This is a genomic window from Yunchengibacter salinarum (assembly GCF_037658235.1).
Lineage (GTDB): Bacteria > Pseudomonadota > Alphaproteobacteria > Sphingomonadales > Kordiimonadaceae > Yunchengibacter > Yunchengibacter salinarum.
Window position 1 is genome coordinate 183,971 of sequence record NZ_JBBJLN010000001.1, and the last position, 26,678, is coordinate 210,648.

A 26,678-nucleotide genomic window follows, 5' to 3' on the forward strand; every position below is an offset into this window, starting at 1 on the left:
GGCGTTCGATCCACACCCTTCAGGGCGTGCGGGTGATCCGCTGGCGTGCTTATCGCCTATAAATCGCGGGCGCAAGGAAACCCCGCACCCACGGCATCGGCTTGCCGCCCCGGCCTGCTGATGGTATCCACGTTTCTGTATATCCCGGCCAATGGAGGCACTCATGAAGGGCGACAAGAAAATCATTCAGCACCTCAACACGATCCTGAGGAACGAGCTGACGGCGATCAACCAGTATTTCCTGCACAGCCGTATGCTGAAAGACTGGGGAATCAGCCGTTTGGCGGACTATGAATATCACGAATCCATCGACGAGATGAAGCACGCCGACACCCTGATCGAGCGGGTGCTGTTTCTGGATGGTCTGCCCAATCTTCAGGACCTGGACAAGCTGCTGATCGGCGAGGACACGAAAGAGATCCTGGAATGCGATCTGAAGCTTGAATACAAGGCGCACAAGGATCTGAAGGATGCCATCGCCTATGCGGAAGACATCCGCGACTATGCCAGCCGGGATCTTCTGAACACCATTCTGGTGGACGAGGAAGAGCATATCGACTTTCTCGAACGGCAACTGGTGCAGATCGAGAAAATGGGCCTGCAAAACTATATCCAGAACCAGAGCGAACCGAACGCCAAATAAGCGAGTCACACAGGAATCGGCGCGGGTGGTCGGCGGCCGCCTTGCGCATGATCGGGGTCGGGCGCGGAAATCGGAAGCGGGCAAAAGCATGATGGCCGGCAGGGGGTTCCTGTCGGCCAATTCGGTTTCAGCCAGTTCGGTTCTGGGGCGGATATATGCCGGGGTTGGGGCTATTCCGCGGCCAGCATCAGCGGCGCCGTGCGCTCGCTTTCCACCAGATCTTCGGCGCAGTCCCGGCAACTGCCACAGCAGAAACCGCCGCCCAGCGCCATATAGGCGGTGTCCGCGTCCTGCGCGCCGGTCTGGCGAGCGCTTTCGCGGATATCCCTGTCCGTATAACCATTGCAGAGGCACACATACATGGGGCGTCGGCTCCTTCCCAAATGCGATTGCAATTAGTTCTTAGTACAAAGGACGAGCGCGGTCAAGCGCCTTTCAAGCAATGCTCACGCAATGGTGTTCATGGCCTCGTCTTTACCTGAAATCCGCCATTTACCGGCCACAATCGCCGCCCACAAAGCCAGTGACCGCCCGTTGTCCCCCTGCTGGAATCTTGACTTTGGCCATGTTGTGGTAATCTTGCACGGCGTGGTGGGCGGACAAATCCTGTGGCGGCAAGCGGCATTCCCGCTGGCCACACCAAGACAAAGGACTGGCTTATGACAGCCCAGCTTCACCGTTTTTCCGATGCCGTCCCGGCCCATGCGGGGGAACCCCGACGCCTGTCCCGGCTGGCGCTGTTCACCGGCAATTACAACACGGTGGTTGATGGCCCGGCCAAGGCCCTGAACCGGCTGGTGGCGTTCCTGAAGGCCCGCGATGTGGATGTGCGCATCTTCGCGCCGCAGGTGGCCGAACCCGCCTTTGCCGCCACCGGCACGGTGGAAAACATTCCCAGCATCCCTATTCCGGGCCGCAGTGAATATCGCGTGCCCCTGGGGTTGCCCCGCGCCCAGCGCCGGGCTTTGCGGGATTTCGCGCCCGACCTGCTGCATCTGGCCAGCCCCGACCCGCTGGGCCGCGCCGCGCTGAAATGGGCCCAGGGCATGGGCCTGCCGCGTGTCGCATCGTTCCACACCCGGTTCGACACCTATCCCCGCTATTACGGGATGCCCTGGCTGGAACCGATGGTCAGTGCCTATATGCGCCGCTTCTATGGCCGCTGCGACGAGGTTTACGTGCCGTCCGACAGCATGGCGGAAGAATTGCGCGCACAGGGCCTGTCGCGGCTGGCGCTCTGGTCCCGCGGGGTGGATCGCAGCATTTTCACACCCGAAGCCCGCAGCTTTCAGTGGCGCCGGTCGCTTGGCGTACGGGACGACTCCCATGTGATCGCCTTTGTGGGGCGGCTGGTGCTGGAAAAGGGGCTGGGTGTATTCCGCGACGTGATCCGCACCCTTCAGGCGCGCGGCCTGCCCGTGCAGCCCCTGATCGTCGGCGAGGGGCCGGAACGGGCACGCCTTCAGGAACAATTGCCCGATGCGATCTTTACCGGCTTCCTGGACGGCGCGGCACTGGGCCGGGCCTATGCCTCCAGCGACATATTCTTCAATGCCAGCGTCACGGAAACCTTCGGCAATGTGACACTGGAAGCCATGGCCAGCGGCTGTGTGCCGGTCTGCGCCAATGCCACCGGCAGCCGCACGCTGGTGACCCATGATGAAAACGGCCTGCTGGTGGACGGTCAGAACGTGGCCGGTTTCGCCGATGCCATTGCCTGCCTGATCCGCAACCCCGATGAGCGCGCCGCCATGGCCGCGGCATCGCTGGAAAAGGCGGCGCCCTACGCCTGGGATCAGGTTCTCGCGAGCCTGCTTGACCGCTATGAAGCCGTGTTGAAGGCATCGCACCGCCATACGGCAGCACCGGGCGCAACCACCGATCCGGCCCGGCGCGCCGGGTGATGGCACCACATATCACGGGCATATGACCATGACGATCTTTCCGCCGCGAAACCCCAACCGGGCGCCAGCACCCCCGCTGACACAGCGCCTGCGCGGCCTGATGGACCGGCCCGGCGCGCGGCTGGCGCTGCGCGTGGTGCAAGTGGCCTTCGTGCTCGGCGTAAGCCTCTATCTGATGCACCGGCTGACGGAAATCGGCTGGGGCCGGGTCTGGCAGTCATTGCCCACACAGCCACTTTATTACCTGTTTTTCATCGGCTTTTTCTTTTCCATCCCGCTGGCGGAAATGCTGATCTTCCGGCTGATCTGGCAACGCCCCATGGCCCGGCGCTTCCCGCTGTTCGTGCGGAAAAGGGTCTATAATCTGGCGGTGCTGAGCTATTCGGGTGATGCCTTCCTCGCTCTGTGGGCACACCGCCACCTGAACCTGAAGGGCCGCAGCGCCATCGCCACGGTGAAGGACAGCGCCATATTGTCGGCGCTCGCCTCCAACGGGTTCACCCTGCTGCTGCTCGGCCTGTTCTTTCTGACCGGGCAGTTGAACACGCTGCTGGCCGCGGATGGCGACCTGTCCTTTTATATCGGCATCGCGGTGGCCCTGACCCTGGTGCTGGTGCCGCTGGTGGTGACATTCCGGGGGCGCATCTTCTCGCTCGGCGGGCGGCTGGTGCGCACGGTCTTCCTGATCCACCTGGCCCGGCTGGTGGCGCAGCTTGGCCTTCAGGTGGCCATGTGGTGGGTGGTCCTGCCGGACGTGCCGGTGCTGACCTGGCTCATCTTCCTGACGGCCCAACTGGTGGTGACCCGGATTCCCTTCCTGCCCAATACGGACCTGATCTTTCTGGGGCTGGGGCTGTCGCTGGGCAGCTATGTGGACGCGCCGGAAGCCACCGTGGCGGGCATGTTCCTGGCCGCCGGGGCGCTGTCACAGGTCTTCAATGTGGCCGCCTATGTGCTAACATCCGTGCCCGATCCAACAGGGTATGAGCCCACCCCCGCAAAGGCCACCCGATAAGGCCGGAACCACATGGCTGACAGACACGCGCCTTCCCCGGATGCCGCACAGGACCGGAACACCGCACAGGGCACCCCACACGGTCAGCGGCTCGCCGGATGGCTGATTCCGGGTGCCGTGGACCGCTATCTGATGCGTTCCGCGCTGACCCCGCTGGCGCTGACCCTGCTGGTGGCGGCCCTGTTGCTGATTCTGGAACAGATGCTGCGGCTGCTGGATTTCGTGCTGGTGGAAAACGGCCCGGTGGATGTGGTGTGGAAGATGCTGGCCTTTCTGGTGCCGCACTATCTGGCCCTGGCGCTGCCGCTGGCGCTGTTTCTGGGCATCGTGCTGGCAGTGCGGCGGCTGGCCCTGTCCAGCGAACTGGATGCCATGGCGGCCACCGGGCTGTCCCCCTGGCGGCTGATGCGCCCCTTCATGATCCTGGCGCTGGGCATGATGGCGGTGAATCTGCTGCTGCTGGCCTATGTGAAGCCCTATGCCCAATATGGCTATCACCAACTGCGCTTCGAATTGCAGGCGGGTATGCTGGGCGCGCGGGTGCCGGTGGGGCGCTTCATGCAGGTGGCGGACGGGGTAACGCTGAAGATCGGCGCCCTGGAAGACGGCGGCAAGCAGATGCGGGACCTGTTCGTCTCCTATGAAGGGGCAAGCGATCTGCGCTCCACCTTCACTGCCAGGCGGGGCCGCTTTATGGTGGACACGGACAGGGACACCCTGTTGCTGCGGCTGGAGGAGGGGCGGCAAATGGTGGTGACCCCCGGCGCCCGGCTGCCCGGCGTGCTCAATTTCCAACAACAGGACCTGACCATTCCCCTGCCGCCGGAAACCGCCTTTCGCGCCCGCGGCGGGCAGGAGCGGGAAGCCACCCTGCCGGAACTGGCGCGTATGCTGTTCCTGCCGGGCGAAGCGCCGAGCGACGATCTGGGCGCTTTCCGGGCCAGTTTTCATTTCCGCCTGATCCACACCCTGACCTTCCTGCCGCTGCCGTTTCTGGCCTTTGCGGCGGGGGTTACACGGCCCCGCGCCCCCGGCATGGCGGGGCCGGTGCTGGGGTTGGCGGCGGTTATTCTGTATCATGAGCTTCTGGAAGAATGGGCGGAGGCACAGGTGGCCCATGACGGGGCCTCGCCCTTTCTGGTGATGTGGCCCCTGCTGGCCGCTTTCAGCCTGCTGGCGCTGTGGCGCTTTTACCGGCTGGCGGAAATTCCCGGCAGTCTTGGCCCCAGCGCGCTGGATCGCCTGCTTGGCCGCCTGCGTCGCCGTATACGGGCACTGGCGCGTCTCTATCGCCGGGGGCGGCCATGACGGATACACCCACATGTGCCACCGACCGCCCGATCGGCCCGCTAAGGCAATGCCTGCGTTTTCTGATTCCGTCGCGCACGCTGGCCGGAACGCTGATGCGCCACTTCGCCGGACGGGTGGCCCTGCTGCTGCTGACACTGGTGGTGGTGCTGCAATCGCTGGATCTGCTGAACCGATCCGACGACATTCTGGCATCCGGCGCGGGCAGCGAAGCACTGCTGCGCTATGTGCGCCTGCGCCTGCCAGAACTGATCAGCCAGTTCACGCCCTTTGCGGTCTTGCTGGCCAGTCTGTTCAGCCTGGCCGGTCTGGCACAGTCGAGCGAAATCACGGTCATGCGGGCCACCGGGCTGACCCCCACGCGCATCCTGATGCCGTTCCTGCTGGTGGCGCTGGGGGTGGCGGCGCTGCACATGCTGTTTCACGATCAGGTCACGGTGCCCGCATCGCGCACCCTGGCCCATTGGCAGGATCAGGAATATGCCATGGATGGCCCCGATCCGTCGGACACCGCCACCGATGTCTGGCTGGACGACGGGCACCGCATCGTACAGGCAGAAGGTGTCACACCCCTGATGGGCCGGGTCCTGATGCAGACCGTCACCGTGTTCCGGCGCGGCGCGGACGGCCTGCTGGATGAAAGCCTGAAGGCCGATCTGGCGATCCGGGAAAATGGCCGCTGGACCCTGTATAATGTGCGCCGCTTCGACCTGGCCGACCACCGCATGGTCACGCAGGAAACCGCCCCGCTGACCTTCAACCTGCCGGAAGACCAGCTTTTCGCCCGGCTGGATCGCCCGGCCCATCTGGGCCTGGGGCGCCTGTGGCAAAGCATCAACGCGCTGGAAAGCGCCGGCGTGGCCGCCTTTTCGCTGAAAACCGCCCTGATTCACCGGATCGCCCAGCCCCTGGCCGCGCTGGTCATGCCCCTGCTCGCCGCCTTTGTGGGCTTTTCCATGCCCCGGCGCGGGGGCCGCATTCTGCGCGTGGTGGCGGGGCTCGGCCTGGGTTTTGGCTATTTCGTGCTGGACAGTACCCTGCTGGCGCTGGGCACCATGGGGGTGGCGCCATCCATGCTGGCGGGGGCGGGGGCAACCCTCGTCTTCTTCCTGATCGGCGCCAGCATCACCGTGCGCGCCCACTGATTTCGCGCCTTCATGCGCCCCGCCCCTTTCCTTGGGCGCCGCTTTTGCCTAGGCTCTTCCGCAATCGATTTCAGGCACAAGGATGCGCGCCATGATGAAACACGCCCTGACCCTCGCCGCCCTGACGGGCCTTTTGACCGCCTGCGACGGCAATCAGACCGGCGACAGTGACAGCAGCCACAAAACCGAAAAGGCCGGGCAGCAGGCCGAGACGGACTTCAAGCCCGCCATCAGCGCGGACGATCTGGACCGCCACACCAGAACCCTGGCCAGCGACGCCTTTGGCGGCCGCCCGCCCAGCGGCCCGGCGGCGGAAAAAACCGTGCAATATCTGACCGACCAGTTCCAGCGGCTCGGCCTCAGCCCCACCTTTGGCGACAGCTACACCCAGACCGTGCCCCTTGTCTCCATCACCGCCGCGGGGGATGCCACGCTTGACGTGACCGGCGCGGACACGCCCCTTTCCTATCAATACGGAAACGAAATGATGGTGTGGACCACCCGTGTGGTGGAACAGGCCGCGATCGAGGACAGCGAGCTGGTTTTCGTGGGCTATGGCATCGACGCCCCGGAATATGGCTGGAACGACTATGCAGGCCTGGACATGACGGGCAAGACCGCCGTGATCCTGGTCAATGATCCCGGTTTCGCCACACAGGACCCGAACGTGTTCAACGGCAATGCCATGACCTATTATGGCCGCTGGACCTACAAATATGAGGAAGCCGCCCGGCAGGGCGCCGACGGCGCCATCATCATCCACGAAACCGCCCCGGCCTCCTATGGCTGGTCAGTGGTGGAAAATAGCTGGTCCGGCCCACAGTTCGATCTGGTGCGGGAAGACAAGAACATGTCCCGCGTGGCGATCGAGGGCTGGGTACAGAAATTCGTCGCCGAGGAAATGTTCGAAAAGGCGGGGCTGGATTATGAGGGCCTGAAGAAAGCCGCCTCCAAACCCGGCTTCATTCCGGTGAATATGGGCCTCAAGGCATCCGTCGGCGTGAACAACACGCTGGAACGCTCGCAGACGGTCAATGTGGCGGCCACCCTTGAAGGCGCCGAACGGCCTCAAGAACAGGTGATCTACACCGCCCACTGGGACCATCTGGGCACCGGCCCCGCGGTGGACGGGGACACCATCTATAACGGCGCGCGGGACAATGCCTCCGGCGTGGCGGGCGTGCTGGAAATCGCCGAGCGCATGGCCACGCGGGACAGCCGGTCGGCTCGATCCGTCACCTTCCTGCTGGTGGGCGCGGAAGAACAGGGCCTGCTGGGCGCCTATCATTATGCCGCCAACCCCGCCTTCCCCCTGGCGAAAACCGCAGCCCTGCTGAACACGGACGTGCTGTTGCCGCTGGGGGAGACAAAAGACGTGACCGTGATCGGGCGCGGCTCCAGCAACCTTGAAGACACCCTGCAGGAAGCGGTGAACGCACAGGGCCGCACCATCAGCCCCTATCCCAACCCGGAACAGGGCTTCTATTTCCGATCCGATCACTTCGCCTTCGCCAAGAAAGGCGTGCCCGCGCTTTATCTGGATACCGGCACCGAACACGCGGAAAAAGGCGCCGAATACATGACGGAACAGAAGGCGCATTATGTCTCGGACCTGTATCACACACCCTTCGACGAATGGCAGCCCGGCTGGGACTGGACCGGCGCGGTCATGGACCTGGAAGCCATGGAACAGGTGGGCTGGCGCGTGGCCAACAGCGCGGACTGGCCGGAATGGCGAGCCGGCAACCCGTTCAAGGCGGCCCGTCAGCAAAGCGCGGCCCAGCGGCAATGATCCCGCACCGGTCGGGCGGGGCTTGCAGGCACCGCCCGACCGGGCTAGACCCCAACACCTGAACAATCCCGAACAATGACCGCGCCCGGCCCCGCCCATGGGCGCGCGCCATAAGGTACACCCGCATGACCCAAAAAGCTGATACACAGCATGTTCTGGTGGCCCACTGCCCCGACAGCGCAGGCATTTCCGCCGATGTAACCGGCTTTCTCGCGCGGCACGGGGCCTTCATCACCGATACCCAGTCCTTTGGCTGCCCGGTCAGCAAGCGCTTTTTCATGCGCATCGTCTTTCGCGCCAATGACGGGCGCACGCTGGACAGCGACAGCCTGAAGGAGGATTTCGGCGCCCTCGCCCGGCGCCGGGACATGGCTTGGCAGATGGTCCGGGCCGACCGTCCGGCGCGCACGGTGATCGCGGTCTCCCGATCCAGCCACTGCCTGAACAATCTGCTGCACCGCTGGCATCTGGGCACCCTGCCCATCGATATTGCCGCCGTGGTCTCCAACCATGAGGACTGCCGGGCGCTGGTGGAATGGTACGGCCTGCGCTTCGAGCACCTGCCCGTGACCCCCGATACCCGATCCGAACAGGAAGCCCGCTTCAAGGCCGTGATCGACGAGGCGGACGCCGAACTGGTGGTGCTGGCGCGCTATATGCAAATCCTGTCGGATCGCTTCGCCGCCACGCTGGAAGGCCGCTGCATCAACATTCACCACAGCTTCCTGCCCGGTTTCAAGGGCGCCAAGCCCTATCATCAGGCATATCGGCGCGGCGTGAAGATCATCGGCGCCACCGCCCATTATGTAACCGCCGATCTGGATGAAGGCCCCATCATCGAGCAGGAGGTGGAACGGGTGGATCACACCATGACCCCCGAACAACTGGTGGACATTGGCCGCGATATCGAAAGCCGTGTGCTTGTGCGCGCCGTGCGCTGGCACGCCCAACACCGCATCCTGCCCAATAACGACCGCACCGTGGTGTTTAAATAGGGGGGCTCTGTTTATCGCTCACGCAAGCGCGCTGTCGCGCGCGCTCCGCGGGGGCGCGGCACTGGCCGCGGGCCACGCTTGTGGCCTCCGCTCATCCAGCAAAGGCGGGATGGCGGTAGAGGGGACTGTTCCGCTCACGCAAGCGTGCTAAGCACGCGCTCCGCGGGGGCGCCGCAGGGGCGGCGGGGCGCGGTCGCGCGCTTTTGTTACTTTACCGCTCACGCTTGTTCGCTGGCGCTCACCGCTCCGCGAGGGCGCCGCAGGGGCGGCGGGGCGCGGTCGCGCCCGTCGGATAGGTCCGGGGCGTGGCGGCGGAGGCGCGGATGGCTTTTTCGGGCTAGATCATGACGGTGCCGGAGCGCTGCTTTTGCAGGGGGGTGGGGGTGCGCTGGCTGTCGCCGGGTTTTTCCACGCTCAGCACCCGCCAGATGCTTTCCCGCTGCCCACGGCGCACATGGGATTTGAGCACCATGGCCAGGGCCGGGGCATAATAAAGCTGCTGCCTGACGATCCGGGTGCCGGACGCATCGCTATAGCTGTTGGAAACGCGCACCCGGAACACCTCGTGCGGGCCGGACTTGAGCATGATCTGCTCCTTGCCCGCCACCTCCACCAGCAGGCGGGCATCGAACCGGCGCCCCTGATCCACCAGCAGCAGGGCGCCGGTCAGTTCCGCCCGCTTGCCCACGCTCAGCGGAAACAGGGCTTCCAGCCGCTCCTGCGGCACATCCAGTTCGAACTGATGGCCCCGTTCGGTGCCCCCCACGGTGATCAGGCCGCGATAGCGCAAACGGCTTTGAATCGGCTCACCCCGCCAGTGCACTTCCGTGCGCACCAGCTTGCCCACCACATCGGTCACATGGGAGACCAGTTGCAGCCCGTCCCGCAGGACCACCGCACGGGTGCCCGGTTCCACAGGCGGTCGGGCGGGCACCTGCGGGCCCGGATCGCAGGCCCATAACATGGGGCACAGCAGCACAAGGCACGCAAGAACGTGTTTGCTCACTCCCACCTCCGAATCCCGAAAAACGGGTGATACCCCGAACAGCGCCCTTTCGTTCAGGCGCCAGAGCGCAGCCTACGCCACGCGACGCGGCCAGACAACTAAGCCTTCGTCAAAGACTTCGGCGTAACGAACCGCACCAGATGGCCGCTGCCCAGGCGGGGCGGGGCGTCCGCCGGGTCGAACATCAGCTCCACCAGGCCGCCGGTGGGCAGCTTGGCCGCCAGTGAGCGCCGCAAAGCCGCGTCCCCGGACCCGGCCAATGATACGGCAAGATCATGCAGGCCCGGATTATGCCCCACCAGCATCAGCCGGTCCACATCGGGCGTGCGTTCGCCGATCAGGTCCAGCAAGGTGCGGGTGTCCGCCAGATAGAGGCGTGATTCCATATGCTGGGGCCAGGAAAAGCCGCCCGCTTCCACCAGCCGGTTCACGGTCTGCACCGCGCGCACGGCGGGGCTGACCAGCACCAGATCCGGCGCCAGCCCCACGCTGTGAAAATAGCGCCCCAGAAGCGCCGCCGCCGACCGCCCGCGGGCATTCAGGGGGCGTTCCTGATCGCTGAGGGTATAATCGCCCCAGTCGGATTTGGCATGGCGCAGAATATAAAGATGACGCACGCGCTGTCTCCCTCGCTTTCCTCATGCTAAGCTCGCCATGCACGCATGAAAAGCCGGAAACGCAGGTCAGCCATAACAAATCCCGCAAAAAACACACCCACCGCAAACATGCCGACATCGCCGCCGCTGTTCTGGTCCGGCAGGCCGGGCCACGCCGTGATCGTGCTGGCTCATGGTGCCGGGGCGGGCCCCGCGAGCCCCGCCATGCTGGACCTGGCAAACGCCCTGACCATGGCGGGTTTCCGGGTGGCGCGCTTTGCCTTCCACTATATGGAACGCGCGGAACAGGAAGGGCGCCGTCGCCCGCCGGATCGCCAACCCGCCCTGCTGGCCCGCTTTGGCGCCGCCCTGGCCGCCGCGCGCGGCGAAAGCCCCACGGGCACCCCCATGCTGCTGGCGGGTAAATCCATGGGCGGGCGCATGGCCAGCCTGCTGCTGGCCGGTGCGGCGGGGCCGGTATCGGACATGGTGGGGCCGGATGTGATGGGCGGGGTCTGCTTCGGCTATCCGTTCCATCCGCCGGGCAAGCCGGATCGGCTGCGCACCGGCCATTTCGCCGATCTCGCCCGCCCCCTACTGATCCATCACGGCACACGGGACCCGTTCGGCAAGCCGGACCTGATAACCCGCCTGCCCCTGCCGGATGCGGTATCGCTCAACTGGCTGGACGGCGGCGACCATGACCTGACCCCGCCAAAGCGCAGCGGCCATGACCGCGCCCATATGGCCGGGCTGGCGGCGGCGGCCACACGGCGCTGGCTGGACAGTCTGTAACCTGAACAGCCGCTGGCGTGACCGCGAAAAGGGCCCCGGCACGGCGCCGGAGCCCTTGATTGTGTCATTACCGAAACGGTGGCGCGCCTCAGTCCTGCGCCACCTTGCGGAATTTCAGGGTCATCCGGTCACTTTCCCCCACAGCCAGATAGCTGTCCCGGTTTTCGTCCCCCAGCGCCAGGGTGGGCGGCAGAGTCCAGACACCGCTGGGATAGTTCTTTTCATCCTTGGGATTGGCGTTGATCTCGCTGGACTCCACCAGTTCGAACCCCGCGGCCTCGATCCGCGCCACCAGCATGTCCTGGTTCCAGCGCCCCTTGCGGGCCCAGACGATCGGGTCCCCTTCAAAGTCTTTCGGCGCGCGGTGCTGCACCACGCCCAGCGTGCCGCCATCCTTGAGAATGCCGTGCACCTGCTCAAGCCCCTGATCCATGAAATCCCGGCGCAGCCAGTTATGCATGGCACGCACCACCGTTACCACGTCCACGCTGCCTGCTGCCACCGGCAGGCCTTCATCCGCCGGGATGAAGGTGGCGACGGCGTTTTCACCATACATGGCGCCCTTTTCGGCGGCCACCTTGTCGGGATAGGCCTTCAGCGATTTGTAATAGCGGTCCCAGTCCTTATAGAGTTCGGGATTGTGTTCCAGCCCGATATACTGGCCGTCTTCTTTCAACAGCGGCGCCAGAATGCGGCTGTACCAGCCACCGCCGGGGTTCACCTCGGCCACGGTGTCGTCGCTGTCAATGCCGAAAAAGGCAAGGGTTTCCAGCGGGTGGCGGTATTGGTCCCGGTCGCTGTCCCCGTCCTTGCGATGAGGGTTGTCCGCGATCGCGGCCTTCAATGCCGGGGACGGGCTTTCGCCGTGCTGGTCCAGAGCCGTGGCGGCGCTGGTGAAGGCACCCCCCACCAGCACCCCCACGAGCGCCGCCCGAACGGTTGTGGATACGCGCTTATGCATGTCTGTCTTCTCCCTTGTCGCCCTAAGGCTGGTCAATCACTGGCTTTATTCAAGCGGTTTTCGATCAGGTCATCAACCACCCCCGGATCGGCCAGAGTGGATGTATCCCCCAACTGATCGGGTGCATCCTCGGCGATCTTGCGCAGGATTCGGCGCATGATCTTACCGGAGCGGGTCTTGGGCAACCCCGGCGCGTATTGTATCAGGTCCGGGCTGGCGATGGGGCCGATTTCCTTGCGCACCCATTGGCGCAGATCATGGGCGAGATCATCGTTCCAGTCCACCCCTTCGGGCAGGCTCACATAGGCATAGATGCCCTGCCCCTTCACATCATGGGGATAGCCCACCACGGCGGACTCGTTCACCTTGTCGTGGGCATCCAGCGCGGCTTCCACTTCCGCCGTGCCCATGCGGTGGCCGGACACATTGATCACATCGTCCACCCGCCCGGTGATCCAGTAATAGCCGTCCTGATCGCGGCGGCACCCGTCGCCGGTGAAATAAAGCCCCTCATAGGCCGAGAAATAGGTCTGCCGGAAACGTTCGTGATCGCCGTAAACCGTGCGCATCTGGCCGGGCCAGCTATCGGTGATCACCAGATTGCCGTCACCGGCGCCGGTGATCTCCTTGCCTTCCGCATCCATCAGGGCGGGCTTGATGCCAAAAAAGGGCCGCGTGGCCGAGCCGGGCTTCAGGTCCGTGGCGCCGGGCAGTGGCGCGATCATGATGCCGCCGGTCTCGGTCTGCCACCAGGTATCCACGACCGGGCAGCGCCCTTCGCCCACCGTGTCGAAATACCACCACCAGGCATCGGGGTTGATCGGTTCGCCAACCGTGCCAAGAAGGCGCAGGCTGGACCGGTCGTGCGCCTTGACCGGCTCATCGCCATATTTCTCCAGAGCCCGGATCGCCGTGGGCGCGGTATAAAAAATGTTCACCTTGTGCCGGGCCACCACCTGCCAGAAACGGCCCGCATCGGGATAGGTGGGCACGCCTTCAAAAACCAGGCTGGTGGCGCCATTGGCCAGCGGGCCATAGACGATATAGCTGTGGCCGGTGATCCAGCCCACATCCGCCGTGCACCAATAGACCTCCCCCGGCTTGTAATCGAACACATATTCATGGGTCAGCGCGGTCCAGACCATATAGCCGCCGGTGGTGTGCAGCACGCCCTTGGGCTTGCCGGTGGAGCCGCTGGTATAGAGGATAAAAAGCGGGTCTTCCGCCTTCATTTCCACCGGTTCGCAAGTGGCGGACACAGCCGCCACGGCCTTTTCATAGACCACGTCGCGGCCATCCACCCAGGTCACATCGGCGCCTGTGCGCGTGACCATGATCACGCTGTCAACGCCCCCCGCCTTGTCGCAGGCGGCATCCACATTGGCCTTCAGCGGCACCGTCTTGCCGCCGCGCACGCCCTCGTCCGCGGTGATCACCACCCGGCTGCCGCAATCCTCGATCCGGCCAGCGAGCGAGTCCGGGGAAAATCCGCCAAAGACCACCGAATGAACCGCGCCGATACGGGCGCAGGCCAGCATGGCGGTGACCGCTTCGGGCACCATGGGCATATAGATCGTTACCCGATCACCCTTTTTCACGCCCCGGTCTTTCAGGACATTGGCCAGCCGGCAGACCGCCTCATGCAGTTCGCCGTAACTGATGTGGCTGTCCTGCCCCGGTTCGTCGCCCTCAAAGATCAGGGCGGTGTCCGCCGCCCGCTCCGGCAGGTGCCGGTCCAGACAATTGACGCTGGCGTTCAGCGTGCCGTCCTCGAACCACCGGATCGACACATCGCCGGTAAAGTCGGTATTTTTCGCGGTCGTGGGCGCCTTGATCCAGTCGATCCGCCGGGCCTGCTCCAGCCAGAACCCTTCCGGGTCCGAAATGCTTTGTTCATACAGCGCCTTGTACTGCGCCTCGGTACAGTGTGTGTCGGCTTTCCAGCTTTCCTGAACCGGTACCGTCTTTTCCGTATGCATGGTCTCTCCCTCATCTGGGTGACAATCCCTCGGTCCAGAGTGTGAGGGCGCCACCCCCCGGTTTCAAGCCTTGCCGCCCTCACGGGGGCGTGATAAGCGCCGATCAGGGGTATTGAGGACATCCGGGGGACAGACGGGGGATTTCAGCCATATGACCGACCTGCAAAAAGGGTTCCTGGCGGTGCTTGCCGGGGGCGCCGCCATCGGGTCGGCGGCCATTTTCATGCGGCTGGCCCCGGTTACCCCCACCAGCGCCGCCTTCTGGCGCATGACACTGGCCAGCCCGGCCCTGCTGCTCTGGGCATGGTGGACACTGAGCCGCACCCCGAACGAGACCCGCCCGCCGCGCCCGCCCCATGGCCGAACCATGCGCGATCTGGCGCTGGTGGGCTTCTGGTTCGCGGCTGACATGGCGCTGTGGCACTGGGCGGTGGCGGGCACCACGGTGGCCAATGCCACCTTGCTTGCCAATATGTCGGCGGTCCTGACCGCGCTGGCCGGACTGGTCTTTTTCGGCGACCGGTTCCAGGGGCGCTTCTATATCGGCCTGCTGCTGGCCCTGGCCGGGGCCGCCACGCTGATCGGGCAAAGCGCGGAAGTATCGCCGGACAATCTGGGCGGCGACCTTCTGGGGCTGGCCACGGCCTTTGCTTATGCGGGCTATCTGATCAGCGGCGGGCGGGTGCGCCAGCGCCATCCCACCGCCGTGGTGATGGCGGGCTCCGGCGTGGTAACGGCGCTGTTCCTGCTGCCGCTCGCGCTCAGCGAAACGGGGGCGTTCGTGCCCGCCACGGCGGCTGGCTGGCTGCCGCTGATCGGGCTTGGGCTGGTGACCCATGTGCTGGGGCAAAGCCTGATCATGTTCGGGCTGGCCCACCTGCCCGCCGCCATGGGCTCCCTGTCCCTGCTGATCCAGCCGGTGGTAGCCGCCCTGCTGGCCTGGCTCATATTCGGAGAGGCCCTTGGCTGGGCGCATCTGGTGGGGGCCGTGTTGATCTTTTCAGGCATTCAACTGGCGCGCCGATCCTTGAAAAAGCCGGGCCGGGCCGGATAAAGGCACCGCCACGGCAACGGGATACGGCCCCCAAAAAGCCCCAGAAAAAACCCCGGAAGCAATGATCGGTGCGTCGCGCTACCAGTCCGACATCATGGACGGGCCGCCCGCTTTCTTGTTGGCCACGATCCGCCAGAGCTTGAGATCACCACTTTCCAGCATCTTCTTGCGACGGGTCCAGAATTCCGCTTCCCGCATCAGCATCTGGATCATGCGGTCGCCGCCTTCTTCCTTGGCCAGCCTGGCGGCCACTTCATCGGCCCCCGCCCATGCCTTGTTGATCATGTCCACATAGGTATCGGAAATGTCCTCCGACACGCGCACTTGCAGGCGCACATGCTTCAGCATTTCCACCAGATCGTCGGCCAGAACGGGATAGGGATTGCGGCGTTCGCCCACTTTCCATTCCTTGAACTCGGTCTTGCCATAGGTGGCTTCCGAGCCGATCACATAATCGGTGATCAGGATCAGTCCGCCGGGTTTGAGCTTTTCCTCAATCTGCTCCAGCACCATGCGCTTGTTTTCGATGGTGAAGAAGGCTTCCTTGGCGAGCGCCCGATCGAATTTACGCTCGAAGCCGTCAAAATTGTCGGGCTCCCAGTGCTCCAGATGGGCTTTCTTCTCAACGCCCTTCATCACGGACATCTGATTGCCCTTGTCCACCATGGACGGGCTTTCCTCATAGCCGGTGATCCAGACCCCGAAACGATCCGCCAGAACCCGCGCCGGGCCGCCGATCTCGGCACCGATCTGAAGCATGGACATCTCCGGCGACAGGGCCATCAACTTGGACATGGCCACCACATGCTCCGGCCCGCCAGGCCCGCAATAGCCTTCGCCCCAGATATATTGAGCGATATTGATCTTTTCCGCGTCCCACGGGTCCATGGGGACGGAGTCATCCGGCACCGGTGCGGGCCTGGCCTGCTCCGTGTCCTGGGACTTGGCGGCTTTCTTGTCGGGCTCCGGCTCTGGCGCGTCCGGCTGGAATTCCTGCCAGCGCTTGGCCAGATCCTCCTGATCATAGCCTTCCCACCACGCCTTCAACCGAAGGCGCAGCGGCAACTGCCCAGTCTTTTCCTTGCCCGCTTTGGACTTGTCCGGCAACGCTCCTGTCTCCACAAAATACCGGCAGCCATACCCCTGCGCAGACCCCAGGACGGGACGGCCACCGACGGCGCCGACACATTACTGTCCACAAGCCTTTGGCTGACGTCAAGTGGGTTCACGGCTCAGCCCCGGAGCGTAGCCCCGGTTGTCTTGTGGGCAGCCGCCTGAATGCGCCCGGCGATCGCCTCGATCCCGGCCTCGGAGAAGGTCTGCCCGGTGGGTGTCAGGGTCACGCTCAGCGCCACGGATTTCTGCCCCTCCGGCACGCCCTTTCCCTGATACACGTCGAACACGTCCACCGCGCTGATGGCCGCCTTGTCGGCCCCCCGCGCGGCGCGAACCAGATCGGCCACCGGCACGCCCTCATCCACCACAAAGGCGAAATCCCGCCGCACCGATTGCAGATTGGACACGTTCAACGCGCCGCGCCCGATCCCCTTTCGGGGGCGGGGAAGCCGGTCCAGCAGCACTTCAAAGGCCGCCAGCGGGCCTTCCACATCCAGCGCCTTCAGGGCGGCGGGGTGAATCTCCCCGAATCGGGCCAGGACCGTTTTCGGCCCCAGCCGAAGAGTGCCGCTGCGCCCCGGATGATAGGCCCCCATGGCGGGATCGGCACTGTCGTGCGGGAACACCTGAAGGCTGTCCACCGGCGCCCCCACGGCGGCCAGCACGGACAGCGCGTCGGCCTTGGCATCGAACACGTCCACCGCCCGGCTTTCCGTGCGCCAGTGGCGGCCAGCGGTCACACCGGCGCGCAGGCCGCTGGCGTGCAGTTCCTGACCGTCTTCAAGCGCCGATACATAGGCCGGCCCCACTTCCGCCAGCCGCACCGCATCCGCGCCCCGGTCCCGGTTGCGTTGGGCCGCCAGTGCCAGACCCGGCAGAATGGACGGGCGCATACAGTCCAGATCACTGGAAATGGGATTGTCCAGGCACAGGCTGTCATCACCGCCACCGAACAGGCGGGCATGATCCCGCGCCAGAAAGGACCAGGTGACCGCTTCGTTGAAACCGATCCCGGCCAGCGCGCGACGGGCCGTGCGCGCCCGCTTCTGCGCCGGGCTGAGCGTGCTGCCCATGCTGTGGGTGCGCGGCGGCAGGGCTGCCACGGGCACGCTGTCCAGCCCCACGATGCGCAGCACTTCCTCCACCAGGTCCGGTTCGCCCACAATGTCCCGGCGCCAGCTTGGAACCTGCACGGTCAGCGGGCCGTCGCCGGACACCTGAAAGCCCAGGCTTTCCAGAATGGCGAGCGTTTTCCCGGCGGGCACATCCAGCCCGCCCAGCGTTGCGATCCGCTCGGGGCGGAAAGACACGCTGTGCTCGAAACGCGGCGGATGCCCGGCGGATGCCGGAACCGACGCCTGCCCGCCGCAAAGCCGCAAAATCATCTCGGAAGCGATATGCACGCCGCGATCCACGAACTGCGGGTCCACGCCCCGCTCGAAGCGATAGCGGGCGTCGGTGATGATGCCGTGCCTGCGGCCCGTCATGGCCGTGCGTACGGGATCGAACAGCGCCACTTCCAGCACCGCATCGGTGGTGGCCTCATCGCAGCCGGTGGCCTCCGCCCCGATGACGCCGCCAAAAGCCTGAATGCCCGCCTCGTCCGCGATCACGGTCTCGCCGCCCTCGGCGGTATAGGTCTTGCCGTCCAGCGCCAGGAATGATTCGCCCGCCTCGGCCAGCCGCACAGTCAGATCGCCGGTCAGCTTCGCCCGGTCGAATATGTGCAGCGGGCGGCCCAGATCGATGCTGATATAATTGGTGATGTCCACCAGGGCGGAAATGGGCCTTAGCCCGATGGCCGTCAGCCGATCCTGCATCCAGGCCGGGCTTTCGCCGTTCGCCAGCCCCCGGAAATCCCGTGCCACGAAATAGGGGCAGGCATCCGCCGCCTCTTCGGGCAGGGTGCGGGCCACGGTGGTCAGGGCGTCAAAAGCCCCGTCCACATGGGGTTCGGCCAGCGGCCTGAGCGTTCCAAGCCCGGCAGCGGCCAGGTCACGGGCGATCCCGTACACGCCCAGGCAATCCTGCCGGTTGGGCGTGATGTCGATATCGATCACCGGGTCGTCCAGCCCGGCCCAGCTTGCATAGACTTCGCCCACCGGCGCATCCGCGGGCAGGTCCAGAATGCCGTCATGGTCCTCGCCCAGTTCCAGTTCGCGGGCGGAACACATCATACCGACCGAGTCCACACCCCGGATTTTCGCCTTTTTCAGCGTCATATCGATGCCGGGAACATAGGTGCCGGGGCGCCCCAGAACGGCCTTCATGCCGGCGCGGGCATTGGGCGCGCCGCACACCACCTGCACCGTTTCGCTGCCCGTATTGACGGTGCACACCTTCAGCTTGTCCGCATCCGGGTGGGGCTTTGCCGCCACCACTTCGGCAATGGTGAAGGCGGCCAGCCGATCAGCCGGGTTTTCCACCCCGTCCACTTCCAGCCCGATGCGGGTCAGGGTGTCAGTCAGCGTTTCCAGCGGGGCATCGAAATCCAGATGATCCCTGAGCCAGCTCAGTGTGAATTTCATCAGCTCAGCCCTCCGGCAGTGGTGGGAATGTCCAGGCTCTTGAAGCCGTAATGGCGCAGCCAGCGCAGATCGCTGTCGAAAAAGGCGCGCAGGTCGTTCATGCCGTATTTCAGCATGGCCAGCCGATCGATGCCGCAGCCAAAGGCAAAGCCCTGATAGCGGGACGGGTCCAGGTCGCAGGCGATGAGCACATTGGGATGCACCATGCCGGAGCCCAGCACTTCCAGCCAGTCATTGCCGTCGCCGATCTTCACCGTTCCGTCACCGAAATGACACTGCACATCCACTTCCATGCTGGGCTCGGTGAAAGGGAAATAGCTGGGCCGGAAGCGCAGGGTCACGCTGTCCAGTTCGAAAAACGCCTTGAGAAACGCCTCCAGCGTGCCCTTGAGGTGGCCCAGGTGAGTGTCCGTGTCGATCACCAGCCCTTCCACCTGATGGAACATGGGCGTGTGGGTGGCATCCGAATCGGAACGATAGGTGCGCCCCGGCGCGATCACCCGGATGGGCGGCGCCTGGTTCAGCATGGTGCGTATCTGCACCGGGCTGGTATGGGTGCGCAGCACCTTGCGCTCTTCCCCCAAAGGTGCCTTCAGATAAAAGGTGTCGTGCATCTGCCGGGCGGGGTGCTCCGGGGGAATGTTCAGCGCGGTGAAATTGTGAAAATCGGTTTCCAGGTCCGGGCCCTCGGCCACATCGAAGCCGAGACCCGCGAAGATTTCCGCCAGTTCATCCATCACCTGGCTGACCGGATGGATGGTGCCGCCCCCCACCGGTGCCACCGGCAGGGTCACATCCACCGCTTCCGCCGCCAACCGGGCGGCCAGCTCGATCTCTTCCAGCGCGGCCTTGCGACGGGCGATGGCGTCCGCGATATCGGCCTTCAGGGCATTGAGCGCGGGCCCGGCCACCTTGCGCTCCTCCGGGGACATGCCGCCAAGGCCGCGCATCTTTTCGGAAACCTTGCCTTTCTTGCCCAGGGCAGCCACCCGAACCGCATCCAGCGCATCCAGGCTGTCCGCCGCCTCGATATCCTGAATCAGGCTGGTTTTCAGCGCGTCAATTTCGTCCTGCATGACATATGTCTCTCATCCGCGAGGAAGAAGGGGGCCGAATCGGCGCGAAAAAAGGGGCCGTGCTGGCGGCACGCCCCCTCTTTGCCGATATCGGCTTTCACCAAAGGCCGCGGCGGGCCCCGGTCATCAGCCCTTGAGGGCGGCCTTGGCCTGATCCACCAGTGCTTCGAAGCCCGCGGGCTCCCGCACGGCCAGATCGGCCAGAACCTTGCGGTCCAGCTCGATACCGGCCAGTTTCAGGCCGTGCATGAACTGACCATAGGGCAGACCATACTGACGCGCACCGGCATTGATCCGGGCGATCCACAGCTTGCGGAAGGTGCGCTTGCGGGCCTTGCGGTCCCGATAGGCGTACTGGCCGGCCTTTTCAACGGCCTGCCGGGCCACCTTGATGGTATTCTTGCGCCGGCCACGATAGCCTTTGGCGTCTTCCAGAACCTTTTTGTGACGAGCGTGGGAGGTCACCCCGCGTTTTACGCGTGCCATTGTTTGTGTCTCCTGAAGAAATGGGTCCGGTTATTCAGTCGCCGTAGGGCATGAACTTCTTGACGATCTGCGCGTCGCACGCCTTGAGCACGGTGGTGCCGCGCTGGTTGCGGATCTGCTTGTTGGTCCGCTTGATCATGCCGTGCTGCTTGCCGCTCTGGGTGGCGCGAACCTTGCCCGTCGCGGTCAGCCGGAAGCGTTTCTTCACGCTCGATTTGGTCTTCATCTTGGGCATTTCGGCGATCCTCTTATTTGAGTGATGCGGATACGGCGGATCGCGGCAGCCCTTATCGGCCGGCCCGCCGGTCGTGAAGGCGGCTATATACTAGCCCGCCCGCGCCCTGACAAGGGGAAAAACCCGTGCTCAAGGGGCCCGGTCTGCCGGGCGGGCAAAGCCGCCACCCAACCGGCCACCTGACAGGCGTGCCCCGGTCTGCTATCAGGGTTGCTCAGCCTGTATTCATCCGGGGGCCCGCACCATGGCACCCATGAACGGGCGGGCGCTTTCCCGCCGCCCCTGATTATCCCGGCCCTGAACGCCAAGGAGACACCATGACCCGCCTGAGCACCCTTACCCGCCTGAGCACCTTGGCCCTGACCGCCCTGTCCTTGATCGGTCTGGGTCTGCTGGCCCTGCCCGCGCGCGCGGACCTGCACTGGACCGTGAGCGACGCCGACACCACCATCAATCTCTATGGCACGGTGCATGTGCTCAAGCCCGGCACGGACTGGACCGACGGCGATGCCGCCGATCTGGTGCGCGCCAGCGACGCCCTGTACATGGAGCTGGCACCGCAGGCGAACACCCGCCAGGTGATGGAGCCGCTATTCATCGAATACGGCTTCTACCCGGAAGATGACAGCCTGAAAGCCCATATCCCGGATGCGCTTTATCAGTCACTGATGAACAGCCTGGACAGCTTCGAGGCGCCGGAGCGGGTAAAGCAGCAGTTCAACCGCATGAAACCGTGGCTGGCGGCCTTTTCCATCACCAATATGCGCTTCACCCAGATGGGATATCGCCCCGCCAACGGGGTGGAAGCCACCCTGACCCGGCTGGCGCAGCAGAACGGCACCCCGGTCCACGGCCTTGAAAAAGCCGAGGATCAGGTGAAAATGCTCGCCGCGCTGGGCGGGGATGATGGCGCCGCCTTTCTGCGCGAGGCATTGAAGGACGCGGAACGCGCCGGCACGCTGATGGAAAAGCTGACAAATGCCTGGCTGACCGGCAATGCCACGGAAATGAACCGGCTGCTCAATGAAGAACTGAAGGACCACCCGAATCTGGCCAAGGCCCTGCTCTATGACCGCAACCACGCCTGGGTGGACAAGGTTGAAGACTTGCTGGCCAAGCCCGGCTATTTCACCGTGGCGGTGGGCAGCGCCCACTTGGTGGGGGACGAGTCGCTGGTTCAGCTTCTGAGGGATGCGGGGTTCAAGGTCACCCGCGTGAACCCGCAGCAGGGTCCAGCCACGCCCTGATCCGCCGCGCCGGTCAGCCGCCCGCGCTGCCGGGGGGCGGGCGCAGGCCGTATGCATCCAGCCGCTGCCAATGAGGCCGCAGGTCCACCACCGAACCGGATCGGCGCGCCTCATCCAGCGACAGGGCCACAATGCCCGCCTCCAGCGCATCCAGAATGGACACGGGCAGCGACTCGCCCGTCCCGGACAGGTGCGCCGCCAGATCCCGCGCCATCATCTCGTCGGCCCCATAATGGCCCGAAGGTTCCCCGGCAAAGGATTCGCTGAGCCGGGCCTCCCCGGTGGCGGCATCGGTCACGGTGAGCACGCCGCGATGCAGGTCGCCCTCCGCCATGCCGCGCGCGCCCACAATGCAGAAGCGGCGCTGTTCATCCGGCGCATTCATATTGGTGTGAAAGGTCATGGTCGCGCCCGACCCGAAGCGCAAAAGCGCGCTCTGATGGTCCACAATGTCCGCCGCGCCGTCCGCGTTCCAGCGGGTCTTGAGGTGGGGTTTGTCCGGCCCGTGTGAAAGCGGGCCCGAGGCCGGGGCCGCACCCGAAAGCGCCTGCCGACCACCGAAACTGGCCACCTGAACCGGGCGCTCGCCGGTGACCCATTGGTAAAGGTCCAGATCGTGGCAGCATTTTTCCAGCATGAACCCGCCGGACAGGGCGCTGATGCGCCGCCAGTCCCGCCGGAAAAAGGCGCCGTGGTCCGGCTCGATCAGTTCGCTGGCCTCGATGGAGGCAATCGGCCCGATCCAGCCCCGGTGGATGGCGTCCATCAACTGCCGCACAATGGGGGCATAGCGCAGAACCAGCCCCACCATGACCCGGTCCGCGCCGTGGCGGGCCAGCAGGTCGCACAGGCGCCAGGTCTGGGCCAGACTGATCACCGCCGGTTTTTCCGTGAACACGCGCAGCCCGGCTTCCAGGCCCGCCGCGATGTGATCCAGATGCAGATGATTGGGCGATCCCACGAAGAGCAGGTCCGCCGTCTCCCCGTCAAGCATGTGAGGCAGGTCGTCATGAACCGTCAGGCCGTCCGCCCGGCGCAGGGCGGGAATCATGCCGCCATCCGGGTCCACGCAGGCAATGACCCGCGCGTCGGGGAGTGCATCGGTCAACAGATTGAGGACCGTGACCGCCCGCTTGCCCACGCCAACGGCTGCGATCCTCACAGGACAGACACCCCGGCAGGGGGCAGCATGTCCATGATCCGGCGGGCGGCGGCCACCGGATCATCAGCCTGCGTGATGGGACGGCCCACCACCAGGCTGTCCGCCCCGGCGGCAACGGCGTCCTCAGGAGTCATCACACGCTTCTGGTCACCGCTTGTGGCCCCCGCCGGGCGGATGCCGGGAACGATAAGCTGAAAGTCCGGCCCGACCACGCCGCGCAGCATGGCCACTTCGCGGGGCGAGCACACCATGCCATCCAGCCCGCTGGCTTCGGCCAGGGCGCCCAGACGGGCCACCTGATCAGGCACATCATGGCCCACACCCACCGCCGCCAGATCGCCGCGATCCAGCGACGTCAGCACGCTGACCCCGATCACATGCGGGCGCGGCAGGCCAGCGGTGGCGGCAACGGAACGCGCGGTCTGGGCGGCGGCTTCCATCATGGCCGGGCCGCCGGCGGCGTGAACGGTCAGCAGGCGGGCGCCCAGTGGCACCACGGCCCGCACGCCACCCGCCACGGTGTTGGGAATGTCGTGCAGTTTCAGGTCCAGGAACAGGGGCGCGCCGGTGGCCGCCACATGGCGCACGCCGTCCGGCCCTTCGGCGCAGAAAAATTCCAGCCCCAGCTTGATACCGCAGCCCAGCGGCGCCAGCGCATCCGCCAGCGCGCGCGCGCGGACGCGATCGGTGGTGTCCAGCGCCACATACAGGCGGCTGTGCCCGATTGACCGGCCGGGCTCAGGGGTCTCAGGGGTCATCGGCCGGTCAGCGACGGGGTCTCCCCCATGCTGTCGCCCGTGCCGTTTTCCCTGCCGTCGCCGTCGCTCGCCCTGGCATGGGCCTGCGCGGCACGGAAGCGGTGCGCGTCCTCGCTGAGATCACCCACCTGCTTTTCCAGATGCCGGGCGCGGCGCTCCGCCTGTCGGCGCCGGGTGAAGCCCTTCAACCGCAGCCAGCCGGTGATCAGGCCCGCCACCAGCAGGCCGAAAAAGATACCCGCATAAAAAATCAGAAAAAGCGGCACGGCAAGCGAGCCCACAAAAGGTATGGCAAGAGGGACCGCTTCCCGGTTCACCACGGAAAAGGCCACCAGCGCCACGCCCAGAACAAGCCAGCCCAGGCGCCGCATCATGACAGTGAAGGTACCGGCCATCACCGCCCCCCGACGGGACAATGCCTGGCGTCACCTGCAAGTCTATTCATTCAGGCGTTCCCTCAGGTCCTTGCCGGTCTTGAAATACGGAACCCGCTTGGCGGCCACATCCACCTTTTCGCCGGTGCGCGGATTGCGCCCGGTGCGGGCGGGCCGTTCCTTGATGGAAAACGCGCCAAAGCCCCGCAGCTCCACACGGCGGCCATCCACCAGAGCCTCGGTGATTTCTTCGAAAATGGTGGAGACCAGCCGCTCCACATCCCGATGATAGAGATGGGGATTGGCGTCGGCGATACGCTGGATAAGTTCGGATTTGATCATGCGTGCTCCCCCCGCGACGCTGCCCGGTGCCCATATTGCCCTGCGCCGCCTTAAAGCCTGAAAAGGGTGCCACCGGCACCACGGGGCGTCAAGTAAGCCGCTCACCATGCTGGATTTTGTGCCCCCGCAAACACAGCATCAAAGCCACAGCCGGACGGCGGCAGACACGAAAAAGGGGCCGCCCCGGCCCGAAAAAGGCTGGGGCGGCCCCTGATTCCGCGCGGCCCGGAAGAGATCATCCGGGCCAGGAGACGGGGACTATTCGTCCTTGTCGTCCTTGGCTTTTTCCAGGGCGGCGCCCAGAATATCGCCCAGACTTGCACCCGAATCGGCGGAGCCATACTGCTGCACGGCCTCTTTTTCTTCCGCCACTTCCAGCGCCTTCATGGACAGGTTCAGACGGCGGGAGCCCTTGTCGATGCCGGTAACCATGGCATCCAGCTTGTCGCCGACGGAGAAACGCTCAGGGCGCTGATCGTCCCGGTCGCGGGCCAGATCGGAGCGACGGATGAAGCTGGTCACGCCGGTTTCGCCCACGTCCACTTCAACGCCGTTCTCGTTCACCTCGGTTACCTTGACGGTCACACGATCACCGCGCTTCTTGCCGGCAATGGCCTGGAAGGGGTCGCCGCTGAGCTGCTTGATGCCCAGGCTGATGCGTTCCTTGTCCGTGTCCACGTCCAGCACGACGGCTTTGACCACGTCGCCCTTCTTGTATTCCTTGATGACCTCTTCGCCGGGGCGCTCCCAGTCCAGGTCGGACAGGTGCACCATGCCGTCCACGTCGTTTTCCAGGCCGATGAACAGACCGAATTCGGTGATGTTCTTGATCTCGCCCTCGATTTCGGTGCCGGCGGGGTGGCTGGATGCAAAGGCTTCCCACGGATTTTCGCCGCACTGCTTGAGACCAAGCGAGATGCGCCGCTTCACCGGGTCCACATCCAGCACCATCACTTCCACTTCCTGGCTGGTGGAGACGATCTTGCCCGGATGAACATTCTTCTTCACCCAGCTCATCTCGGAAACGTGCACCAGGCCCTCGACACCCGGCTCCAGCTCCACGAAAGCGCCATAGTCGGTGATATTGGTGACGGTACCGGTGAACTTGACGCCCTGCGGGTACTTCGCTTCGATGCCCTGCCAGGGATCGTCCTCAAGCTGCTTCATACCCAGGCTGATACGCTGGGTTTCCGGGTTGATGCGCACCACCTGCACCTTCACGGTCTCGCCGATGGACAGAACCTCGGTGGGGTGGCTGACCCGGCGCCAGGACATGTCGGTCACGTGCAGCAGGCCGTCTATGCCGCCCAGGTCCACAAAGGCGCCATAATCGGTGATGTTCTTGACCACACCTTCCACGGCATCGCCTTCCTTCAGCTTGGACATCAGCTCGGCGCGCTGCTCGGCCCGATCCTCTTCCAGCACGGCGCGGCGGGACACGACGATATTGCCGCGGCGACGGTCCATCTTCAGGATCTGGAAGGGCTGGGTAATGTTCATCAGCGGGGTCACGTCGCGCACGGGGCGAATGTCCACCTGGCTGCCCGGCAGGAAGGCTACGGCGCCGTTCAGGTCCACCGTGAAGCCACCCTTAACGCGGCCAAAGATCACGCCGTCAACGCGGCTGTCATTCTCGAAGGCTTTTTCAAGCTGTTCCCACGCCTCTTCGCGGCGGGCCTTGTCGCGGGACAGGATGGCTTCGCCCATGGCGTTCTCGACGCGCTCGACGAACACTTCCACGGTGTCGCCTTCGCCCACTTCGCTTTCGCCGCCGGGTCGGCCAAATTCCTTCAGCGGCACACGGCCTTCGGCCTTCAGGCCGATATCCACAATGGCAAAATCGTTTTCGATGCGGCTGACGGTGCCCCGTACCACGCGGCCTTCAAAGCCGCCATCTTCCGGCAGGGTTTCATTGAGCAGCGCCTCAAATTCTTCCTGAGACGGCATGGTCATCTGGTCGGTCATGTCTGGTTCAGTCCTTGTTTCGGTGCGGATTTGCGTGCCTGCCGGTTGGCTCCGGCGGTCTTCTTCCGGGGGTTCCGCAAGGCCGGCCCATCCGACCTTTTCTGTACCCGGAAGCCCGTGCGACAAACGAAAATCGGGCACCAGCGGCCCACACCCTTGTGCCAGGGGCGGCCACCGGCCCGGTCTGTTCAGCGTC

The 26,678-nt window shown here is 64.9% G+C and carries 25 protein-coding genes; 10 read left to right on the forward strand and 15 right to left on the reverse strand.

The features are described from left to right. Positions 1-163: 163 nt before the first annotated feature. The gene (bfr, locus tag WGH93_RS00920) at positions 164-643 is read left to right on the forward strand and encodes a bacterioferritin (RefSeq protein ID WP_374762962.1); all 480 of its coding nucleotides are present in this window, start codon (positions 164-166) and stop codon (positions 641-643) included. Positions 644-813: 170 nt separating this feature from the next. Here bfr and WGH93_RS00925 read toward each other — a convergent pair whose 3' ends face one another. Then, on the reverse strand, positions 814-1,005 hold the full coding sequence (locus tag WGH93_RS00925) for a (2Fe-2S)-binding protein (protein WP_374762963.1): 192 nt from the start codon (positions 1,003-1,005) through the stop codon (positions 814-816). A gap of 297 nt (positions 1,006-1,302) precedes the next feature. Between WGH93_RS00925 and WGH93_RS00930 the strand changes: the two genes are divergently transcribed. From WGH93_RS00930 to purU, 6 genes are all read left to right on the forward strand, one after another. Beyond that, complete coding sequence (locus tag WGH93_RS00930) at positions 1,303-2,547, forward strand: glycosyltransferase family 4 protein (RefSeq protein WP_374762964.1); 1,245 nt, start codon at positions 1,303-1,305, stop codon at positions 2,545-2,547. A 28-nt stretch (positions 2,548-2,575) separates the two neighbouring features. After that, positions 2,576-3,562 (forward strand): hypothetical protein, encoded by a 987-nt coding sequence (locus tag WGH93_RS00935; protein ID WP_374762965.1) that lies wholly within the window; start codon positions 2,576-2,578, stop codon positions 3,560-3,562. Positions 3,563-3,574: 12 nt separating this feature from the next. After that, positions 3,575-4,870: an LptF/LptG family permease gene (locus WGH93_RS00940; RefSeq protein WP_374762966.1), complete on the forward strand. Its 1,296-nt coding sequence runs from the start codon at positions 3,575-3,577 to the stop codon at positions 4,868-4,870. Next, complete coding sequence (locus tag WGH93_RS00945; RefSeq protein WP_374762967.1) at positions 4,867-6,015, forward strand: LptF/LptG family permease; 1,149 nt, start codon at positions 4,867-4,869, stop codon at positions 6,013-6,015. The genes WGH93_RS00940 and WGH93_RS00945 overlap by 4 nt, the downstream gene beginning before the upstream one ends. A 94-nt stretch (positions 6,016-6,109) precedes the next feature. Then, on the forward strand, positions 6,110-7,807 hold the full coding sequence (locus WGH93_RS00950; RefSeq protein WP_374763212.1) for a M28 family metallopeptidase: 1,698 nt from the start codon (positions 6,110-6,112) through the stop codon (positions 7,805-7,807). 125 nt (positions 7,808-7,932) lie between these two features. Beyond that, the gene (gene purU / locus WGH93_RS00955; protein WP_374762968.1) at positions 7,933-8,802 is read left to right on the forward strand and encodes a formyltetrahydrofolate deformylase; all 870 of its coding nucleotides are present in this window, start codon (positions 7,933-7,935) and stop codon (positions 8,800-8,802) included. 337 nt (positions 8,803-9,139) lie between these two features. Here the strand turns inward: purU and WGH93_RS00960 are convergent, their stop codons facing one another. Together WGH93_RS00960 and WGH93_RS00965 are read right to left on the reverse strand one after the other, a co-directional pair. After that, a complete protein-coding gene (locus tag WGH93_RS00960) occupies positions 9,140-9,808 on the reverse strand; it encodes a hypothetical protein (protein ID WP_374762969.1) in 669 nt (222 codons plus the stop codon). Positions 9,809-9,906: 98 nt separating this feature from the next. Further along, positions 9,907-10,425 (reverse strand): SixA phosphatase family protein, encoded by a 519-nt coding sequence (locus WGH93_RS00965; protein WP_374762970.1) that lies wholly within the window; start codon positions 10,423-10,425, stop codon positions 9,907-9,909. A gap of 108 nt (positions 10,426-10,533) precedes the next feature. Between WGH93_RS00965 and WGH93_RS00970 the strand changes: the two genes are divergently transcribed. After that, positions 10,534-11,199, forward strand: a complete 666-nt coding sequence (locus WGH93_RS00970) for an alpha/beta family hydrolase (protein WP_374762971.1) — start codon at positions 10,534-10,536, stop codon at positions 11,197-11,199. 88 nt (positions 11,200-11,287) lie between these two features. Here the strand turns inward: WGH93_RS00970 and WGH93_RS00975 are convergent, their stop codons facing one another. Both WGH93_RS00975 and acs read right to left on the reverse strand, forming a co-directional pair. Next, on the reverse strand, positions 11,288-12,160 hold the full coding sequence (locus tag WGH93_RS00975) for a class I SAM-dependent methyltransferase (RefSeq protein WP_374762972.1): 873 nt from the start codon (positions 12,158-12,160) through the stop codon (positions 11,288-11,290). A 32-nt stretch (positions 12,161-12,192) separates the two neighbouring features. Further along, positions 12,193-14,139: an acetate--CoA ligase gene (acs, locus tag WGH93_RS00980; protein WP_374762973.1), complete on the reverse strand. Its 1,947-nt coding sequence runs from the start codon at positions 14,137-14,139 to the stop codon at positions 12,193-12,195. A gap of 151 nt (positions 14,140-14,290) precedes the next feature. Here acs and WGH93_RS00985 point away from each other — a divergent pair, with 151 nt between their 5' ends. Next, the gene (locus WGH93_RS00985) at positions 14,291-15,193 is read left to right on the forward strand and encodes a DMT family transporter (RefSeq protein ID WP_374762974.1); all 903 of its coding nucleotides are present in this window, start codon (positions 14,291-14,293) and stop codon (positions 15,191-15,193) included. 78 nt (positions 15,194-15,271) lie between these two features. On the opposite strand, the gene WGH93_RS00990 is transcribed toward WGH93_RS00985, so the two are convergent. The 5 genes from WGH93_RS00990 to rpmI all read right to left on the reverse strand — a co-directional run bounded on the left by WGH93_RS00990 (position 15,272) and on the right by rpmI (position 20,634). Then, on the reverse strand, positions 15,272-16,300 hold the full coding sequence (locus WGH93_RS00990) for a methyltransferase domain-containing protein (protein WP_374762975.1): 1,029 nt from the start codon (positions 16,298-16,300) through the stop codon (positions 15,272-15,274). 125 nt (positions 16,301-16,425) lie between these two features. Next, positions 16,426-18,837, reverse strand: a complete 2,412-nt coding sequence (pheT, locus tag WGH93_RS00995) for a phenylalanine--tRNA ligase subunit beta (RefSeq protein ID WP_374762976.1) — start codon at positions 18,835-18,837, stop codon at positions 16,426-16,428. Next, entirely contained in the window at positions 18,837-19,913 is a 1,077-nt protein-coding gene (gene pheS / locus WGH93_RS01000; RefSeq protein ID WP_374762977.1) for a phenylalanine--tRNA ligase subunit alpha, read from the reverse strand. The genes pheT and pheS overlap by 1 nt, the downstream gene beginning before the upstream one ends. 126 nt (positions 19,914-20,039) lie before the next feature. Further along, the gene (gene rplT / locus WGH93_RS01005; protein WP_374762978.1) at positions 20,040-20,399 is read right to left on the reverse strand and encodes a 50S ribosomal protein L20; all 360 of its coding nucleotides are present in this window, start codon (positions 20,397-20,399) and stop codon (positions 20,040-20,042) included. Positions 20,400-20,433: 34 nt separating this feature from the next. Further along, positions 20,434-20,634 (reverse strand): 50S ribosomal protein L35, encoded by a 201-nt coding sequence (rpmI, locus tag WGH93_RS01010; protein ID WP_374762979.1) that lies wholly within the window; start codon positions 20,632-20,634, stop codon positions 20,434-20,436. A 317-nt stretch (positions 20,635-20,951) separates the two neighbouring features. Here rpmI and WGH93_RS01015 point away from each other — a divergent pair, with 317 nt between their 5' ends. After that, positions 20,952-21,881, forward strand: coding sequence for a TraB/GumN family protein (locus tag WGH93_RS01015; protein ID WP_374762980.1), 930 nt, complete (start codon positions 20,952-20,954; stop codon positions 21,879-21,881). Between the two features lie 13 nt (positions 21,882-21,894). Here WGH93_RS01015 and WGH93_RS01020 read toward each other — a convergent pair whose 3' ends face one another. From WGH93_RS01020 to rpsA, 5 genes are all read right to left on the reverse strand, one after another. Continuing rightward, on the reverse strand, positions 21,895-23,043 hold the full coding sequence (locus tag WGH93_RS01020; RefSeq protein WP_374762981.1) for a Gfo/Idh/MocA family protein: 1,149 nt from the start codon (positions 23,041-23,043) through the stop codon (positions 21,895-21,897). Beyond that, positions 23,040-23,801 carry an orotidine-5'-phosphate decarboxylase gene (gene pyrF, locus WGH93_RS01025; protein ID WP_374762982.1) on the reverse strand — a complete coding sequence of 254 codons (762 nt, stop codon included), beginning with the start codon at positions 23,799-23,801 and terminating at the stop codon, positions 23,040-23,042. Before pyrF ends, WGH93_RS01020 begins: the two co-directional genes overlap by 4 nt. Continuing rightward, positions 23,798-24,196, reverse strand: a complete 399-nt coding sequence (locus WGH93_RS01030; RefSeq protein WP_374762983.1) for a hypothetical protein — start codon at positions 24,194-24,196, stop codon at positions 23,798-23,800. The genes pyrF and WGH93_RS01030 overlap by 4 nt, the downstream gene beginning before the upstream one ends. 42 nt (positions 24,197-24,238) lie before the next feature. Further along, positions 24,239-24,517: an integration host factor subunit beta gene (locus WGH93_RS01035; protein ID WP_374762984.1), complete on the reverse strand. Its 279-nt coding sequence runs from the start codon at positions 24,515-24,517 to the stop codon at positions 24,239-24,241. A gap of 258 nt (positions 24,518-24,775) precedes the next feature. Further along, the gene (gene rpsA, locus WGH93_RS01040; protein ID WP_445530147.1) at positions 24,776-26,482 is read right to left on the reverse strand and encodes a 30S ribosomal protein S1; all 1,707 of its coding nucleotides are present in this window, start codon (positions 26,480-26,482) and stop codon (positions 24,776-24,778) included. Positions 26,483-26,678 lie beyond the last annotated feature (196 nt).

Coding starts and splice junctions, on each gene's coding strand:
- WGH93_RS01030 (WP_374762983.1), bottom strand. CDS start 24,196: ATGGCCGGTACCTTCACTGTCATGATGCGGCGCCTGGGCTGGCTTGTT.
- WGH93_RS00985 (WP_374762974.1), top strand. CDS start 14,291: ATGACCGACCTGCAAAAAGGGTTCCTGGCGGTGCTTGCCGGGGGCGCC.
- bfr (WP_374762962.1), top strand. CDS start 164: ATGAAGGGCGACAAGAAAATCATTCAGCACCTCAACACGATCCTGAGG.
- WGH93_RS00935 (WP_374762965.1), top strand. CDS start 2,576: ATGACGATCTTTCCGCCGCGAAACCCCAACCGGGCGCCAGCACCCCCG.
- pheT (WP_374762976.1), bottom strand. CDS start 18,837: ATGAAATTCACACTGAGCTGGCTCAGGGATCATCTGGATTTCGATGCC.
- WGH93_RS00930 (WP_374762964.1), top strand. CDS start 1,303: ATGACAGCCCAGCTTCACCGTTTTTCCGATGCCGTCCCGGCCCATGCG.
- rpsA (WP_445530147.1), bottom strand. CDS start 26,482: ATGACCGACCAGATGACCATGCCGTCTCAGGAAGAATTTGAGGCGCTG.
- WGH93_RS01035 (WP_374762984.1), bottom strand. CDS start 24,517: ATGATCAAATCCGAACTTATCCAGCGTATCGCCGACGCCAATCCCCAT.
- WGH93_RS00975 (WP_374762972.1), bottom strand. CDS start 12,160: ATGCATAAGCGCGTATCCACAACCGTTCGGGCGGCGCTCGTGGGGGTG.
- WGH93_RS00945 (WP_374762967.1), top strand. CDS start 4,867: ATGACGGATACACCCACATGTGCCACCGACCGCCCGATCGGCCCGCTA.
- rplT (WP_374762978.1), bottom strand. CDS start 20,399: ATGGCACGCGTAAAACGCGGGGTGACCTCCCACGCTCGTCACAAAAAG.
- WGH93_RS00950 (WP_374763212.1), top strand. CDS start 6,110: ATGAAACACGCCCTGACCCTCGCCGCCCTGACGGGCCTTTTGACCGCC.
- WGH93_RS00940 (WP_374762966.1), top strand. CDS start 3,575: ATGGCTGACAGACACGCGCCTTCCCCGGATGCCGCACAGGACCGGAAC.
- pheS (WP_374762977.1), bottom strand. CDS start 19,913: ATGCAGGACGAAATTGACGCGCTGAAAACCAGCCTGATTCAGGATATC.
- rpmI (WP_374762979.1), bottom strand. CDS start 20,634: ATGCCCAAGATGAAGACCAAATCGAGCGTGAAGAAACGCTTCCGGCTG.
- acs (WP_374762973.1), bottom strand. CDS start 14,139: ATGCATACGGAAAAGACGGTACCGGTTCAGGAAAGCTGGAAAGCCGAC.
- purU (WP_374762968.1), top strand. CDS start 7,933: ATGACCCAAAAAGCTGATACACAGCATGTTCTGGTGGCCCACTGCCCC.
- WGH93_RS00925 (WP_374762963.1), bottom strand. CDS start 1,005: ATGTATGTGTGCCTCTGCAATGGTTATACGGACAGGGATATCCGCGAA.
- pyrF (WP_374762982.1), bottom strand. CDS start 23,801: ATGACCCCTGAGACCCCTGAGCCCGGCCGGTCAATCGGGCACAGCCGC.
- WGH93_RS00970 (WP_374762971.1), top strand. CDS start 10,534: ATGCCGACATCGCCGCCGCTGTTCTGGTCCGGCAGGCCGGGCCACGCC.
- WGH93_RS01015 (WP_374762980.1), top strand. CDS start 20,952: ATGACCCGCCTGAGCACCCTTACCCGCCTGAGCACCTTGGCCCTGACC.